Source organism: Amycolatopsis sp. NPDC047767 (genome assembly GCF_040704195.1).
In the GTDB taxonomy this organism is placed as follows: domain Bacteria; phylum Actinomycetota; class Actinomycetes; order Mycobacteriales; family Pseudonocardiaceae; genus Amycolatopsis.
Map to the genome: position 1 here is coordinate 17,221 of NZ_JBEYSJ010000013.1, position 13,859 is coordinate 31,079.

A 13,859-nucleotide genomic window follows, 5' to 3' on the forward strand; every position below is an offset into this window, starting at 1 on the left:
AGTCGGCATACTCGGCCCATGGTGATCAACGACCAGGTGCGGACGCGGCCGCGGAACCGGCTGGTCACGGGCGTTTTGTTGCTGTTCGGCGTGCCCTTGCTGGCCATCGCGGCGCTGCGCACGATCGGGTACGACGGCGGCTGGTACACGCTGGTGCTGCTCGCGCTCACTCCGTACGCGGTCGTATACGGAGCGCTGCTGGGCGGTGCTTCGCTGGTGCTGCGGCGCTGGTGGACCGGCGGAATCGCGCTGGCGCTGGCGATCCTGCTGGCCGTGTTCGTGGCGCCGCGCGTGATGGCCGACGAGCAACCGGCCGTGTCCGGGAAATCGCTGCGGGTGATGTCGGCGAACCTGTACCTCGGCCGGGCCGACGCCGCCACGGTCGTGAAGCTGGTGCGGGACAACCGGGTCGACGTGCTGAACCTCGTCGAGATGACCTCGGCCGAAGTGTCCGCTTTGGACAAGGCGGGGCTGTTCGGGCTGCTGCCGTACCGGGTGCTGCACGCGGCGCCGGGCGCGGACGGGTCGGGCATCGTGTCGCGCTACCCGCTCACGGAGGAGAACTACACGGGCGACTCCACCGCGAAGCAGCCCAGCGCGGAAGCCGACCTCGGCGGCGGCACGGTGGTGGAGCTCGTCGCCGTGCACCCGCAGTCGCCGGACACGGGCGTGGACCAATGGGAACGGGAGACGAAGGACCTTTCGCGCGCCGCCGGTGAGCACGGCCTGCGCATCCTGGCCGGTGACTTCAACGCGACCCTCGACCACGCGGCCCTCGCCACCGTGCTGTCACGCGGCTACCACGACGCCGCCGACGAACGCGGAGACGGCCTGCAGCCCACGTGGCCCGCTGATGCCACGCCGCTCGTTACGCTGGACCACGTGCTGGTGGACAAGCGCGCGGCCGTCGAGGACTACCGGGTGTTCGACGTGCCCGGCACCGACCACCGCGCCGTGTACGCGGAGGTGCGGTTGCCGTGACGATCTCGCTGCGTCCGGTCTCGGGCCCGGACGAATACCCGGAGCTGCTGGCGATCTGGCGCAGTGCGGTCGAGGCGACGCACGATTTCCTGACGGCCGAGGACGTCTCGTTCTACGCTTCGCGGGTGCCTGGGTACTTCGCGCAGGTGGACCTGACGGTGGCCACTGTGGACGGTGCCGCCGCGGGGTTTTGCGGAATTGCTGCCGGGAGTTTGGAAATGCTGTTCGTGCACGCCGACCACCGTGGTTCGGGGGTCGGGTCCGTGCTTTTGCAGGCCGCTTTGGCGGAGTTTCCGTCGCTGACACTGGACGTCAACGAGCAGAACCCACAGGCGCTCGGGTTCTACCTGCACCACGGGTTCGTGATCGCCGGCCGCTCGGCGACGGACTCCGAGGGCCGGCCGTTCCCGTTGCTGCACCTCAGGCGAGCTTGACCAACGTCTCCGCCGCGCCGGCCGCGATCGACACGCCGCGGCCGTGACGGATGTGCGGCTCGCGCGGGTTGATGCGCACGAGCGCGCCCGTCGCGGCGCTGGCCAGCTCCGCGTAGCGGCGGACGGTGGGCACGGCCTGGCCCGCGCCGAGCTCGACCACGGTGAGGTCGCGCTGGTCGCGGCGCCACGCGGTGAGCTCGTCGAGCTGGGCCTGGCTGCGCGTCGGGACCCACTCGAAGTCGCCGAACATCAGGATGTTGGGCCGGGCGAGGCCGCCGCAGCGCGGGCAGCTCGGCAGGGGCGGCCGGGCGCGCATGGTCGTTTCGTCGAGGTCGACGTGGACGTCGGTGGCCGGCCAGATGTCGTCCGCGCAGCCCTCGAGGCACTGCAGGTGGTGGATGGAGCCGTGGGCCTCGGCGACGTGGCCGAAGCCCGCGACCTGGAACTGGCCGTCCACATTGGACGTGAAGACACGGACGCCGCCGGGTTTCCGCTCGCCCCATTCGAGCAGCAGTTCGAAACCCCGGTGCGGCACGGTTTTCCGGTACAGGTCGAGCCGGTGGCCGTAGAAGCCCCAGGCCAGCTCGGGGTCGTCGGCGAAGTGGCGCGGGTCGGCCAGCTCCTCGAAGCTGAGGCCGAGCCCGGCGTACGGCGGGTACGCGCGCCAGAAGCCCTCGTTGCCGCGGAAATCGGGCAGGCCGGAGTCGACGCCCATCCCGGCGCCGGCGCACACGAGCAGCGCGCCGGCACCGTGGATCAGTTCGGCCGCGCGGGCGAGTTCGTCACTCACCCGGCTTCGAAGCCTGGACGACCTCGAACTCGAGCAGGCTCGCGCCCGACGACACCGGCTTCGCGCGCTCGCCCGCGTGGGCCTCGCGCGCGGGGCCGGCCGCCCACGCCTGGTAGTGCTCCTCCGACTCCCACTTCGTGTAGACGAAGTAGCGCGTCTCGCCGGAAATCGGGCGGAGGAGCTCGAAGCCGAGGAACCCGGCCTGGCTGTCGACGGCGTGCAGCCGCGCGGCGAACCGCTTCTCCAGCTCGGGGCCGGCACCTTCGGGGACTTCGATCGCGTTGATCTTCACCACTGCCATGGCTCCAGCCTACTTCCGTCTTCCCCGGAAGAAAGTGGTAGTAACTGTCAAATAGTTGTGGCTATCATGTTGGGGCAGGTTCGTGAACGGGGGGCACACCATGCGGGTTCTGATCTCGGGGGCGAGCATCGCGGGCCCGGCGCTGGCGTTCTGGCTGCACCGCTACGGCATCGAGGCGACGGTGGTCGAACGCGCACCCGCGCCACGACCGGGCGGGCAGGCCGTGGACCTGCGCGGCGTGGGGAAAATCGCCGCGGAACGGATGGGCCTGCTGGACCAGATCTGCGCCGCCTGCACCGACACGCGCGGCCTGTCCCTCGTCGACGCGGGCGGACGGCGCCGCGCCACCCTCACCGTCGACCAGTTCGACGGCGACGGCCCGATCGCGGAAATCGAAATCCTCCGCGGGGACATCGCGCGGGTTCTTCGGGAAGCGACGGATTGCGAATACCGCTACGGCGACCGGATCGTCGCGCTGAACGAGCAGTCCGACGGCGTCCACGTCACCTTCGAGTCCGGTTCGCCCCCGGGTCTTCGACGCCGTGATCGGCGCCGACGGCCTCCACTCCGGCGTCCGGTCCCTGCTGTTCGGTGACGTGCCGCTGCAGCACCTGGGCCGCTACCTGGCGTTCTGGACCGCGCGCAACCACCTGGGCCTGGAGAACTGGTCGCTGGTGCACAACGCGCCGGGGCGCAGCATCGGCGTCCGCACGATCAACTCGAACCAGGCCTTCATGGCCTTCGCGTCGTTCCACGCCGACGACTTGCACCACGACCACCGCGACATCGGTTGGCAGAAATCCTTGGTGCGCTCGCGGCTGTCGGGTCTCGGCTGGGAGACCGCGGAACTGGTGTCGCAGATCGACGACGCTCGCGACTTCTACTTCGACTTGGCTGCGTACGAAAGCCGTCTCCGGCCGTGGGTGTTGGCCAACCAGAAGATGGGCCGGACCAACGCTCGTGCCAGTTCACCGTCGAGTGCGTTCGGTGTTCGCCTGCAGCAGCTCGGCATGCGGTTGCTGCCGCACCTGCCGCAACGCCTGCTGTTCGCCTCGATGCTGGCGGTGCTGAACGGCTTCGAGTTGCCGGACTACTCGCGGTACCTGACGGCAGTGGCCTGACTGGGCGTTTCATGCCACTCTGGGGTCCATGGGGGAAGATCACGAAGCACTCGCACGCGACCTTCAGCGCATCATCAAAGTCACCGCCGACGCGGTCGGCTCGCGGCAGGCCAACGAGCTGGTCGAGCGCGTCACCGGGCATCTGGAGGTGCCGCTGACGCAGGCGTTGGTGGTGACGCGCAACTACGAGGACTGGGAGCACGCCAACATCCAGGCGGGCGTCGACGCGTACCTGGCCGAGCACGGCGTGGGCACGGACTGGTTCGGGATCGCGGGCGGGCAGCGCGGTCACGAGGACCTGGTGGGCATGCTGTTCGCCGCGCGGAATCACCAGTTGTACGAGCTGGGGGCGGTCGACTACACGACCGCGACGGTCGGGCCGGACGCGGCGGCGGAGGTCGTGCAGCTGGGGCTGGTGGGGACGGCCGCGCCCGATGGGACACCGGTGATCGTCGGCGTGCGGGGGACGAACCGGCAGTACGGGCAGATGTACTGCCGCCTGGAGGTGATCGCCGGGGAGCGCGCCGCGGCGACGGCCACGCGCGACCGCATCGAGCAGCTGATCGCGGAGCACGACGTGTTGCGCGGCCACGTGCTGGCGTTCGGCGTGAGCGAGCACCGCGGCAACGAGCTGCTCACCTTCCTGCCGCGGCCCGCGATCGAGCCGGAAGAGGTGGTGCTGCCCGACGGAGTGCTCGACGCGGTCGAACGCCACACGCTCGGCATCGCGGAACACGGCGAACGCCTGCTGGCGGCCGGCCAGCACCTCAAGCGCGGGGTGCTGCTGCACGGCCCGCCCGGCACCGGCAAGACGCACACCGTGCGCTACCTCATGGGCCGGCTGGCCGGCAGCACGGTCGTCATCCTCACCGGCTCGGCGATGCGGTTCGTCTCCAAGGCCGCCACGCTCGCGCGCCGCCTGCAGCCGAGCGTCGTCGTGCTGGAGGACGTCGACCTCATCGCCGAGGACCGCGACCACTCCCGCGGTGGCACACCCCTGCTGTTCAGCCTGCTCGACGCCATGGACGGCGTCGGCGGAGACGCCGACGTCACCTTCCTCCTCACCACCAACCGCGCCGGTGACCTGGAGAAAGCCCTGGCCGACCGGCCGGGCCGCGTGGACCTCGCGGTCGAGATCCCGCTGCCCGACGCCGCCGGCCGCGCCGCGCTGCTGGAGCTGTACTCCCGCGGCCTCAAGGTCACGGCCGACCTCGCCCCGATCGTCGACGCCACCGAAGGCGTCACGGCGTCCTTCGTGAAGGAACTCCTCCGCCGCGCGACCCTGCGCAGCCTCGCCGCCAACCCCGACGCCGAGGTCGTGGTCGGAGACGCCGAACTGGGCGGCGCCTTGGCGGAGATGGCGGACGCGCGCAATGCGCTCACCAGGTCGCTGCTCGGCGCCTCGGCTCAGCGGCGGAGTGTGCCCGGGTAGAGGTCCGCGTCCGACGGGAGTTTCGCGGTGCGGAACCAGTCGTCCAGGAACGGGTCGAGGTTCTGGCCCGCCAGGCGGTTCACGAGTTTCGTGAAGTCGGCCCAGGTGGCGTTGGCGTGGCGGTGCTCGGTGGGCCAGTCGCGCAGCAGGGTGGAGAACGGGCCGTCGCCCATGCGGCGGCGGAGGGCGTGCAGGGCGAGGATGCCCTTGTCGTACACGGCTTCGAACTCGTGGCCGGGGCCCGGGTCGACGAGTTTGCGGTTCCAGAAGTCGGTGCTGGCGTGGGTGATCTCGAGGGCCGCGCGGTAGCGGTCGTCGAGGTTCTGGCCTTCGCGTTCGGACCAGAGCCACTGCGCGTACGACGCGAAGCACTCGTTGAGGCAGACGTCCGACCACGAGTCGAGGGACACCGAGTCGCCGAACCACTGGTGGGCGTTCTCGTGCACCAGGGTGAGGATGTCGGCCCACTTCGCGTACGTCGGGCGCGTCTGCGTCTCCAGCGAGAAGTGGATGTCCTCCGCGAGGTAGATGCCGCCGGCGGCGCTCTGCGGGTACGGGCCGAACTTGCTGCTCAGGAACGCCAGGATGTCCGGCAGCCGGTCGCCGCTGGCCTCGAGCGGCTCGGCGCCCGGCGCGTACGCCGACACCACGGGCGTGCCGTCGGGCAGCGAAGAGCGCTTCACGGTGAATTTGTCGATGGCGATCGTCGTGAGGTAGCTGGCGATGGGGTTCGGCTCGGTCCACGTGGTGGTGGTCTTGCCGCCGGCCGAGGAACTGCTCTGTTCACGACCGTTGGAAATCACGGTCCAGCCGTCCGGTACGTGCGCGGTCACGCTGAACGTCGCCTTGTCCCGCGGGGTTTCGTTCACCGGGTACCAGAACGCCGCCGAATGCGGCTCGCCCACCATGAACGCGCCGCCGTCGGCCGAGCGGCTCCAGCCGGTCTCGCTGCCGCCGTCGTGCTCGGTCTTCGTCGGATCGCCGGAGTACCGCACGCGCGTGCGATAAGTCGAGCCCGCCCGCAACGGCTGCGACGGCGTGATCACCAGCTCGAAATCCTTCTCGCGGCTGAACTTCGCCGGTTTCCCGTCGACCTCGACCGACGCGACGTCAAGCCCCCGCAGGTCCAGGTTGAACCGGCTGAGGTCCTGCGTGGCCTTCGCGGTGACGGTCGTGTCGCCGTCGAGGTGGCCGCTCGCGGGGTCGTAGCCGACGTCGACGTGGTAGTCGAGCGCGTCGTAACCGCCGTTGCCGTCTTCAGGGTAATAGGGATCGCCGGCGCCGGCCGCTCCCGCGGACGGATGCAGCGGTGCGGTGTCCGGATTGTCCGCACTGCACGCGGACAGCGCGAGCACACCGGCGAGGGCGAAGACGGCGGTCCGGTGGCGGCGCATCGTTTCACCCTAAGGGCTCGGGTGTGATTGGCTACCGGACGAAACAGCGGGAGGCACGGTGCGACCTGGGCTGATCCACTTCGGCGGCGCCGACACCACGGGCGTGTCGGCGCTCCTGCTGCACGGCTTGATGGGCCGCGCCCGCACCTGGTGGCCGGTCGCCCAGTGGCTCAAGCGCTACGGCTCCGTCCACGCCCTCGACGCTCGCGGGCACGGCCGCGCGCCGCACACCGGCCCGTGGACCACCGAACAGTTCGCCGAGGACATCGCCGGGGTGCTGGGTGAGATCGGCCCCTCCGTGCTGATCGGCCACTCCATGGGCGGCCTCCACGCGTGGGCGACGGCGGCCAAGTACCCGGAACTGGTCCGCGGGGTCGTCAGCGAGGACTTCGCGCCCGACCAGCGCGGCCGCACCGTCGAGACCTGGCGCGGCTACTTCGACAGCTGGCCGGTGCCGTTCGAATCCCTCGCCCACGTCCGCGAATTCTTCGGCACCGCGGGCGACTACTTCACCGAATGCGTCGAGGAACGCGAAGACGGCTACCACCTGATCGCCAACCTGGAGAACCTCTACGAGATCGCCGCCGAATGGGGCCGCCGCGACTACTGGTCCATTGTGGACTCGTTGAGCTGCCCCCTGCTCCTCGTCGAGGGCGAACACACGGCCATGCCGGCCGGCCAGCAAGCCCAAGTGGCCGAACGGGTGCCGGGCGCGAAACACGTCGTCGTCCCCGGCTCGGCGCACCTGCCCCACGCCGAGGCACCCGAGATCTACCGCGGCGCCGTCGAAGCGTTCCTCGCCGGTCTCTGAGAAACCGGCGGATCACGCGTACCGCCCTCGCCGGCACGCGTGACCCGCCGGGGTCACTGGGCGAGTTCGACCCGCCACGCGGCGGCGGACTTGCCCGACGGCACGATCAGCGGCCACACGTCCGAGCCGAGGAATCCCGACTCGTCCGCGGCCCGCGCCGCCGTGCAGCTGTCGCGGGACAGCCCATGGGCAGACGCCAGTGCAGCCACCGCGTCCGTTGTGGACTGTCCGAACACGCCATCGGTCGGCACGCCGTAACCCGCGGCGCGCAAGAACCGTTGCGCCGTAAGCACCCTGGGCCCCACGTCGCCCGGCTTCAGCAACGGCCATTCGGGCACCTCTGCCCGCGAAGCCGCGACGCCGAGCACTCGCGAAACGGCTGTCCGCAGCTCCGGAAGCCGGTCGTACAGCACCTGACCGCAGCACTCCGTGGAATTGAAATCCCGGTGGCCCTTGATGAAACTCGGCGAAATCCCGTACTGGTCGGCGATGTAGGCGACCAGTGACACCAGCGAATTCCACAGCGCCACCGGCACGTCGACCGTGCTGTACAGGCCCTCGTTCTCGATCCCGAGGCATTCGCTGTTGTGGTTGCCGACGTTCGCGCCCTGCACGTGCTGCGTGCCGCCGCGCAGGATTTCCAGGCTGCGGTGCCGGCCTTCCGTCACGTAGCCGCCGCGGCTGTTCGTGAACTGCTGGCCCGTGTCGATCCAGCCGCGGGTGTCCATGTGGAAGTTCTGGATGTCGCGCGAGATCTGCAACGCATGGGCCAGCGAATAGTCGGTGTTGTTGCCCGGGTCGACGGTGTGGTGCACCACGATGTACGTCGGCTTGTGGTTCTCCACCACGATCGCGCCCGTCGCGGGTCGCGCGTTCCACTCGGACGTCGGGTGGATCTTCGGCGCGGTGACCGCCGCAGCGGATCGCGCCGTGACCAGGCCGAACGCGCTCGCCGCGGTGACCGTGAGCCCGCCCTTGAGCACGGCACGGCGAGTGGCTTCCCCCATGCGAATCCCCCTCGCCGGAAACGGTGCCGGAACAGCGTCGGGGGAAAGCTAACCCGCCAGGGAGATCATGACAACTTTTTGCCGACTTTCGTCGTACCCCGTGAGAACCAGCCCGTCAGTGCTCACCCGGCAGCGCGAACAGCCCGCTGTCCGTCTGCTCCAGCAACCCGTCGACCAGCAGCGAGTCGAGGCACCGGTCGCGCTGCCCGGCCTCGTGCCACACGATGTCCAGCCGTGCCTTCTCCACGGGTCCCTCGCTGCCGCGCAGCACATCGAGCAGCAGGCCACGCACCTGCCGGTCGGTGCCCGCGAACTTCTGCACGGGCTTGGCCGGCCCCGCGTACTCCGGCCGGCCGTTGTGCTGCCACGCGCAGGTGTCGAACACCGGGCAGTCGGCACAGCGCGGCGCCCGCGCGGTGCAGATCAGCGCGCCCAGCTCCATCAACGCCGCCGACAGCTTGGCCGCGGGCGCGTCTTCGGCCGGCAGCAGCGCTTCGACGTCGGCCATGTCGCGCGTGTTCGACGCCGGACCCGCGTCGCCGGCGCCGTGCACGGCCCGCGCGACCACGCGCCGCACGTTCGTGTCGACGACCGGCGCCCGCTTGCCGTAGGCGAAGGCCGCCACGGCCCGCGCGGTGTACGCGCCGATGCCGGGCAGCGCGAGCAGGGTGTCCACATCGGACGGCACGACGTCGCCGTGCTCGGCCGCGATCACCGTGGCCGCCGCGTGCAGCCGCAGGGCGCGGCGCGGATAACCGAGCTTGCCCCACGCGCGCACGACCTCGCCGGTCGTCTCCGCGGCCAGCGCCGAGGGCACGGGCCAGCGCGCCATCCACTCGAGCCAGATCGGCTGCACACGCACGACCGGCGTCTGCTGCAGCATGATCTCGCTCACCAGCACGCCCCACGCGGAGCACTCCGGCTCCCGCCACGGCAGGTCTCGCCCGTGCGTGTCGAACCAGTCGATCAGAACGTCCGCGTTCACAGCCACGCCGACCATTGAAACCGACGCGGCTCAGACGACCTCGGTCAGGCTCCCGGTCTTCACGTCGTAGACGAATCCGCGCACGTTGTCGGTGTGCGGGAGGAAGTCGCTGCGGCGCACCCGCTCCATCGACACGCGCACGCTGTCCTCGACGTTGCGGAACGCCTCCACCGACCAGGTCGGCCGCAGGCCGGTGGCCTGTTCGAGCTCGTCCTTGAAGTCGTCCTCGGTCACCATCGACAGGCCGCACTCGGTGTGCTGCACGATCAGGACCTCGCGGGTGCCGAGCTTGCGCTGGCTGAGGGCGAGGGACCGGATCATGTCGTCGGTGACCACGCCGCCGGCGTTGCGCAGCACGTGGGACTCACCTTGGATGAGCCCGAAGATCTCGAACACGCGCACGCGCGCGTCCATGCAGGTCAGGATGGCCACGTGCAACGAGGGCTTGGGCGACGAGCGGTCACCCGGCACGACGTTGCCGAGTTCCTCGTTGCGCTTGAGAAGAACGTCGATGGAGGTCATGGTCACCTTTCGGCCACGCTTCCCCGACTACGCGGGCGGTCCCTCCCATGGAACCCGCCCGAGGCGTCCGTTACAACGGGATAGGTCCGAAGTCACGGGAAAACAGGGGCATTCCCCCGCCGCTGCCGGGGATCAGCCCCCGAACCACGGCTCCTCGACGGTCCGCGGCGGCGCCGACGTGCGCCCGATCCGCAGCTCGGTGGGCAGCGTGATCACCTTCGGGCCCACGCGCTCGGCCGAGCCGAGCAGCAGCCGCCCCGCGACCTTGCCCTTCTCGAGCACGGGCTGGTGCACGGTGGTGAGCCCCAGGCGCTCGGCCTCGGCGATGCCGTCGAAGCCGGTCACGGTGAGGTCGAGCGGCACGCGCAGGCCGCGGCGTTCGGCTTCGGCCAGCGCGCCGAGCGCGAGGATGTCCGACGTGCAGATCACGGCCGTGACCTGCGGGTACGCGTCGAGCAACTGGCGCGCGCCCGAAGCACCGTCGTCGACGGTGTGGTCGAAACGCTCGACCACGGGCACGGTGGCCCAGTCGACACCGGCCGCGGAGAACGCCGTGGCCAGGGCTTCGAGGCGGATGCGCTGCACGTGGAAGTGGGCGCTGCTCTGGCGCTGCGCGGTCACGAAGTCGTCGTTGCGCTCGCGCGCCAGGCGCATGCACAGCACGCCGACCTGCCGGTGGCCGAGCGAGACGAGGTGCTCGGCCAGGCGCGTGACGGCCGCCGCGTCGTCCGGGCCGACGCGGTCCACGCCTTCGATGCGCGGCTGGTCGATGATCACCGTGGGGACGGGCCGCTCCAGCACCGCGGCCAGGTGCGGGTCGTCGTCGGGCACGGAGTAAACGACAAAACCGTCGACGCCGGCGCGGTGCACGGCGGCGACGTCTTCGCGGCCGGGGCTCGCGGGCACCAGGTGCAATCCGACCCCGGCGTCCTCGCAGGCGAGGGCGAGGCCTTCGAGCACACCGACCGCGGCCGGGTCACGGAACGCGTACGACAGGTTCTCGGTGAGCAGCAGCCCGACGGCGCCCGCCTTGCGGGTGCGCAACGAGCGGGCGACCGGGTCCGGGCCGGGGTAACCGAGGCGGCGTGCGGTCTCGAGGATGCGCCGCCGCAGTTCGGGAGACAGCTGGTCGGGGCGGTTGTAAGCGTTGGACACGGTGGTCCTGGACACCCCGAGCTCCGCCGCCAGCGACGCCAGTGTCGCCTGCCTCCGGGTGCGAATAGGACGGCCCATCCGCAAACCGTAACGGTTCAGATCGTTTTCCAGAAGCGACACCCCTGTGGTGAGTGTCTCGATCCGCTGAGTGACGGACGGGCCTTCTGCCACCCGGTGGAGCGGGCCTTGTCATGCGGATGGGGTAAAGTGAATCTGACAACGATTTCCATTAGCTGATCGGTTCGACCCAGGAGAGTCTTCGATGAGTTCCCGCCTGAGTACCCGCCGCGCCCGCGGCGTGCTCGCCGCCGCTTCGGCTCTGACCGTGTTCGCGCTCAGCGCGTGCTCCAGCACCGATTCGGGTGCAACCGGCGCCGGTTCCGGTTCCTCGACCTCGGGGCAGATCAACGTCGTTGCGGCCACGGACGTGTGGGGCAGCGTTGTCACGGCCGTCGGCGGTGACAAGGTGGCAGTCAAATCGATCATCCACGACCCGACGGCCGACCCGCACTCGTACGAGTCCACCGCCGACGACGCGCTGGCGGCGAAGAACGCGCAGCTCACGCTCGCCAACGGCGGCGGCTACGACGACTTCTTCGGCAAGCTGGCGGACCAGGCGTCGGGCGCGAAGAAGCTCGTGGCCTACGACATCGCCGCGACCGGCGACGAGAACGAGCACGTCTGGTTCGACCTGCCCGGTGTGGAGAAGGTGGCCGACCAGGTCGCCTCGGCGCTCAGCGCGATCCAGCCGTCGTCGAAGCAGACCTTCGACGACAACGCCGCGAAGTTCAAGGGCCAGGTTGACGCGCTGGTCAAGAAGACCGAAGCGCTCGGCGCCGCGCACCCGGGCACCAAGGTCGTGGTGACCGAGCCCGTCGCCCACTACCTGCTCGAGACCGCGAAGATCACCGACGCGACCCCGAAGGCCTTCTCCGACGCGGTCGAGAACGAGACCGACGTGCCCGCCACGGCCGTCAACGACTTCACCCAGCTCATCAAGAACAAGCAGGTCAAGGCCCTGATCAACAACGTCCAGACGGTCACCCCGCTGACCCAGCAGGTGGTGTCGGACGCGAAGGCGTCGAACGTCGCCGTGGTCGACGTGGCCGAGACGCTGCCCGCCGACGTCACGGGTTACATTGACTGGATGACCAAGGAAGTGGACTCGCTGTCCGGGGCTCTGAACAGCTGATGTCCGCCGCGCTCTCGACGGTTCGCCCCGCGGTTCGCGTCCGCGGGGCGGGCCTGGCCTTCGGCAGCCGCACCCTCTGGTCCGGGCTCGACCTCGATGTCGAGCAGGGCGAGTTCCTCGCGATCCTCGGCCCCAACGGATCCGGCAAGAGCAGCCTGCTCAAGGCGTTGCTCGGCATGCAGAGCCTCTCGGCCGGCAGCGTCGAGATCGCCGGCGGCCGCCCGGGCGGCGCCAACCGCAAGGTCGGCTACATCCCGCAGCAGCGCGCGATCGACGACGGCCTGACCCTGCGCGGCGTCGACCTCGTGGGCCTCGGCCTCGACGGGCACCGCTGGGGGACCGGCGTGTTCGGCATGCGAGACCGACGGCGTCGCGTCGCCGAGGCGATCGAGGCGGTCGGTGGCACGGCGTACGCGAAGCAGCCGATCGGGCGGCTTTCCGGCGGTGAGCAGCAACGCCTCCGGGTGGCGCAGTCGCTGGTCGGTGACCCATCCGTATTGCTGTGCGACGAACCGCTCCTCTCGCTCGACCTCGCGCACCAGCGCGCGGTCAGCGAGCTGATCGACCGGCGCCGGCGTACGGCGGACACGGCCGTGCTGTTCGTGACACACGAGATCAACCCGGTGCTGCAGTTCGTCGACCGCGTGTTGTACCTGGTCAACGGCTCGTTCCGCGTCGGCAAGCCCGACGAGGTGATGAACTCCGAGACGCTGTCCGAGCTGTACGGCACGCGCGTCGAGGTGCTGCGCGTCGGCGGGCAGATCCACATCGCGGGTTCGCAGAGCTCCCTGTGCGAAGACCAACCGCACCACCACGAGCAGGAAGCAGTGGGCTGAGCCTTGGACGGCATGTTCGACTTCGCCAAGACGTGGGAGCTGATCACCGAGCTGCCCGGCGTCCAGACGGCCCTCATCGCGGCCGCCGTGCTCGGGCTGCTCGCCGGCATCCTCGGCCCGCTGATCGTGATGCGCCGCATGTCCTTCGCGGTGCACGGCACGTCGGAGCTGGCCTTCACCGGCGCGGCGGGCGCGCTGCTGATCGGCGTCGGCGTCGAGTACGGCGCACTGCTCGGTGCCGTGGCCGCCGCGCTGCTGCTGGGCATCCTCGGCACCCGCGACGCCGACCGCGACTCCGTGATCGGCGTGATCCTTTCGTTCGGCCTCGGCATGGGCGTGCTGCTGCTGTCGTTCTACAAGGGACGGTCGGCCAACAAGTTCGGCATTCTCACGGGCCAGATCATCACCGTGGACTCGACGAACCTGACGTCACTGGTGGTCTCGGCCATCGCCGTGCTGGCCGTGCTGGCGTGCGTCTACCGGCCGCTGCTGTTCGCCAGCGTGGACCGCAACGTCGCCGTCGCGCGCGGCGTGCCGGTGAAGACGCTGACGGTGGTGTTCTCCCTGCTCGTCGGTGTCGCCACGGCGCTGAGCGTGCAGATCGTCGGCTCGCTGCTGGTGGTCGCCCTGATGGTGACCCCCGCCGCGGCCGCCGCCCGCGTCACGGCGAGCCCGTTGCGCGCCACCGTGCTTTCGGTGATCTTCGCCGAGGTCGCGGCCCTGGGCGGCATCATCCTGTCGCTGGCTCCGGGCAAACCAGTGAGCGCCTTCGTCACGGCCATCTCGTTCCTGATCTACCTGGTCTGCCGCGCCATCTCCTGGGCGCGCGACCGCCGCACCGGCGTCCGCACAACACCGGCGGCTCGGCAACCGGCGCCTCCGGTGGCGGTGGGCTGAG

Annotated in this window: 16 protein-coding genes; 9 read left to right on the forward strand and 7 right to left on the reverse strand. The window is 70.2% G+C overall.

What is annotated here, in order from left to right:
* Nucleotides 1-18 precede the first annotated feature (18 nt).
* Both AB0878_RS23250 and AB0878_RS23255 read left to right on the forward strand, forming a co-directional pair.
* Nucleotides 19-981, forward strand: coding sequence for an endonuclease/exonuclease/phosphatase family protein (locus tag AB0878_RS23250; protein ID WP_366582348.1), 963 nt, complete (start codon nucleotides 19-21; stop codon nucleotides 979-981).
* Nucleotides 978-1,415 carry an acetyltransferase gene (locus AB0878_RS23255; protein ID WP_366582349.1) on the forward strand — a complete coding sequence of 146 codons (438 nt, stop codon included), beginning with the start codon at nucleotides 978-980 and terminating at the stop codon, nucleotides 1,413-1,415. The genes AB0878_RS23250 and AB0878_RS23255 overlap by 4 nt, the downstream gene beginning before the upstream one ends.
* Here the strand turns inward: AB0878_RS23255 and AB0878_RS23260 are convergent.
* Entirely contained in the window at nucleotides 1,402-2,205 is an 804-nt protein-coding gene (locus AB0878_RS23260) for a Sir2 family NAD-dependent protein deacetylase (RefSeq protein ID WP_366582350.1), read from the reverse strand. The genes AB0878_RS23255 and AB0878_RS23260 overlap by 14 nt on opposite strands.
* On the reverse strand, nucleotides 2,198-2,506 hold the full coding sequence (locus AB0878_RS23265) for an antibiotic biosynthesis monooxygenase (RefSeq protein WP_366582351.1): 309 nt from the start codon (nucleotides 2,504-2,506) through the stop codon (nucleotides 2,198-2,200). The genes AB0878_RS23260 and AB0878_RS23265 overlap by 8 nt, the downstream gene beginning before the upstream one ends.
* 100 nt (nucleotides 2,507-2,606) lie before the next feature.
* Here AB0878_RS23265 and AB0878_RS23270 point away from each other — a divergent pair, with 100 nt between their 5' ends.
* Genes AB0878_RS23270 through AB0878_RS23280 form a run of 3 tightly spaced genes read left to right on the forward strand, consistent with a single transcriptional unit; the run spans nucleotide 2,607 to nucleotide 5,059 of the window.
* Nucleotides 2,607-3,101 carry an FAD-dependent monooxygenase gene (locus AB0878_RS23270; RefSeq protein ID WP_366582352.1) on the forward strand — a complete coding sequence of 165 codons (495 nt, stop codon included), beginning with the start codon at nucleotides 2,607-2,609 and terminating at the stop codon, nucleotides 3,099-3,101.
* On the forward strand, nucleotides 3,049-3,627 hold the full coding sequence (locus tag AB0878_RS23275; RefSeq protein WP_366582353.1) for a hypothetical protein: 579 nt from the start codon (nucleotides 3,049-3,051) through the stop codon (nucleotides 3,625-3,627). The genes AB0878_RS23270 and AB0878_RS23275 overlap by 53 nt, the downstream gene beginning before the upstream one ends.
* A 28-nt stretch (nucleotides 3,628-3,655) precedes the next feature.
* On the forward strand, nucleotides 3,656-5,059 hold the full coding sequence (locus tag AB0878_RS23280) for an ATP-binding protein (protein ID WP_366582354.1): 1,404 nt from the start codon (nucleotides 3,656-3,658) through the stop codon (nucleotides 5,057-5,059).
* Here AB0878_RS23280 and AB0878_RS23285 read toward each other — a convergent pair.
* Nucleotides 5,035-6,453, reverse strand: a complete 1,419-nt coding sequence (locus AB0878_RS23285; protein ID WP_366582355.1) for a M1 family metallopeptidase — start codon at nucleotides 6,451-6,453, stop codon at nucleotides 5,035-5,037. The two genes, AB0878_RS23280 and AB0878_RS23285, sit on opposite strands and share 25 nt — an antisense overlap.
* 70 nt (nucleotides 6,454-6,523) lie before the next feature.
* On the opposite strand from AB0878_RS23285, the gene AB0878_RS23290 reads away from it, so the two are divergent.
* A complete protein-coding gene (locus AB0878_RS23290) occupies nucleotides 6,524-7,264 on the forward strand; it encodes an alpha/beta hydrolase (protein WP_366582537.1) in 741 nt (246 codons plus the stop codon).
* 53 nt (nucleotides 7,265-7,317) lie between these two features.
* Here the strand turns inward: AB0878_RS23290 and AB0878_RS23295 are convergent, their stop codons facing one another.
* From AB0878_RS23295 to AB0878_RS23310, 4 genes are all read right to left on the reverse strand, one after another.
* A complete protein-coding gene (locus tag AB0878_RS23295) occupies nucleotides 7,318-8,271 on the reverse strand; it encodes an N-acetylmuramoyl-L-alanine amidase (RefSeq protein WP_366582356.1) in 954 nt (317 codons plus the stop codon).
* Nucleotides 8,272-8,386: 115 nt separating this feature from the next.
* The gene (locus AB0878_RS23300) at nucleotides 8,387-9,262 is read right to left on the reverse strand and encodes an A/G-specific adenine glycosylase (RefSeq protein WP_366582357.1); all 876 of its coding nucleotides are present in this window, start codon (nucleotides 9,260-9,262) and stop codon (nucleotides 8,387-8,389) included.
* Between the two features lie 24 nt (nucleotides 9,263-9,286).
* Complete coding sequence (locus AB0878_RS23305; RefSeq protein ID WP_364049902.1) at nucleotides 9,287-9,778, reverse strand: carbonic anhydrase; 492 nt, start codon at nucleotides 9,776-9,778, stop codon at nucleotides 9,287-9,289.
* A gap of 132 nt (nucleotides 9,779-9,910) precedes the next feature.
* Complete coding sequence (locus tag AB0878_RS23310; protein ID WP_364049900.1) at nucleotides 9,911-11,011, reverse strand: LacI family DNA-binding transcriptional regulator; 1,101 nt, start codon at nucleotides 11,009-11,011, stop codon at nucleotides 9,911-9,913.
* 196 nt (nucleotides 11,012-11,207) lie between these two features.
* Here AB0878_RS23310 and AB0878_RS23315 point away from each other — a divergent pair, with 196 nt between their 5' ends.
* From AB0878_RS23315 to AB0878_RS23325, 3 genes are read left to right on the forward strand one after another with little or no spacing between them, the layout of a single operon-like run.
* Nucleotides 11,208-12,125, forward strand: coding sequence for a zinc ABC transporter substrate-binding protein (locus tag AB0878_RS23315; protein ID WP_366582538.1), 918 nt, complete (start codon nucleotides 11,208-11,210; stop codon nucleotides 12,123-12,125).
* Nucleotides 12,125-12,961 (forward strand): metal ABC transporter ATP-binding protein, encoded by an 837-nt coding sequence (locus AB0878_RS23320; protein WP_220244774.1) that lies wholly within the window; start codon nucleotides 12,125-12,127, stop codon nucleotides 12,959-12,961. The genes AB0878_RS23315 and AB0878_RS23320 overlap by 1 nt, the downstream gene beginning before the upstream one ends.
* Nucleotides 12,962-12,964: 3 nt before the next feature.
* A complete protein-coding gene (locus AB0878_RS23325; protein ID WP_366582358.1) occupies nucleotides 12,965-13,858 on the forward strand; it encodes a metal ABC transporter permease in 894 nt (297 codons plus the stop codon).
* Nucleotide 13,859: the final 1 nt, after the last annotated feature.

Excerpts from the sequence above, each read along its gene's own strand:
- AB0878_RS23250 (WP_366582348.1), top strand. The coding sequence starts at position 19 with ATGGTGATCAACGACCAGGTGCGGACGCGGCCGCGGAACCGGCTGGTC.
- AB0878_RS23265 (WP_366582351.1), bottom strand. The coding sequence starts at position 2,506 with ATGGCAGTGGTGAAGATCAACGCGATCGAAGTCCCCGAAGGTGCCGGC.
- AB0878_RS23270 (WP_366582352.1), top strand. The coding sequence starts at position 2,607 with ATGCGGGTTCTGATCTCGGGGGCGAGCATCGCGGGCCCGGCGCTGGCG.
- AB0878_RS23280 (WP_366582354.1), top strand. The coding sequence starts at position 3,656 with ATGGGGGAAGATCACGAAGCACTCGCACGCGACCTTCAGCGCATCATC.
- AB0878_RS23285 (WP_366582355.1), bottom strand. The coding sequence starts at position 6,453 with ATGCGCCGCCACCGGACCGCCGTCTTCGCCCTCGCCGGTGTGCTCGCG.
- AB0878_RS23295 (WP_366582356.1), bottom strand. The coding sequence starts at position 8,271 with ATGGGGGAAGCCACTCGCCGTGCCGTGCTCAAGGGCGGGCTCACGGTC.
- AB0878_RS23305 (WP_364049902.1), bottom strand. The coding sequence starts at position 9,778 with ATGACCTCCATCGACGTTCTTCTCAAGCGCAACGAGGAACTCGGCAAC.
- AB0878_RS23310 (WP_364049900.1), bottom strand. The coding sequence starts at position 11,011 with ATGGGCCGTCCTATTCGCACCCGGAGGCAGGCGACACTGGCGTCGCTG.
- AB0878_RS23320 (WP_220244774.1), top strand. The coding sequence starts at position 12,125 with ATGTCCGCCGCGCTCTCGACGGTTCGCCCCGCGGTTCGCGTCCGCGGG.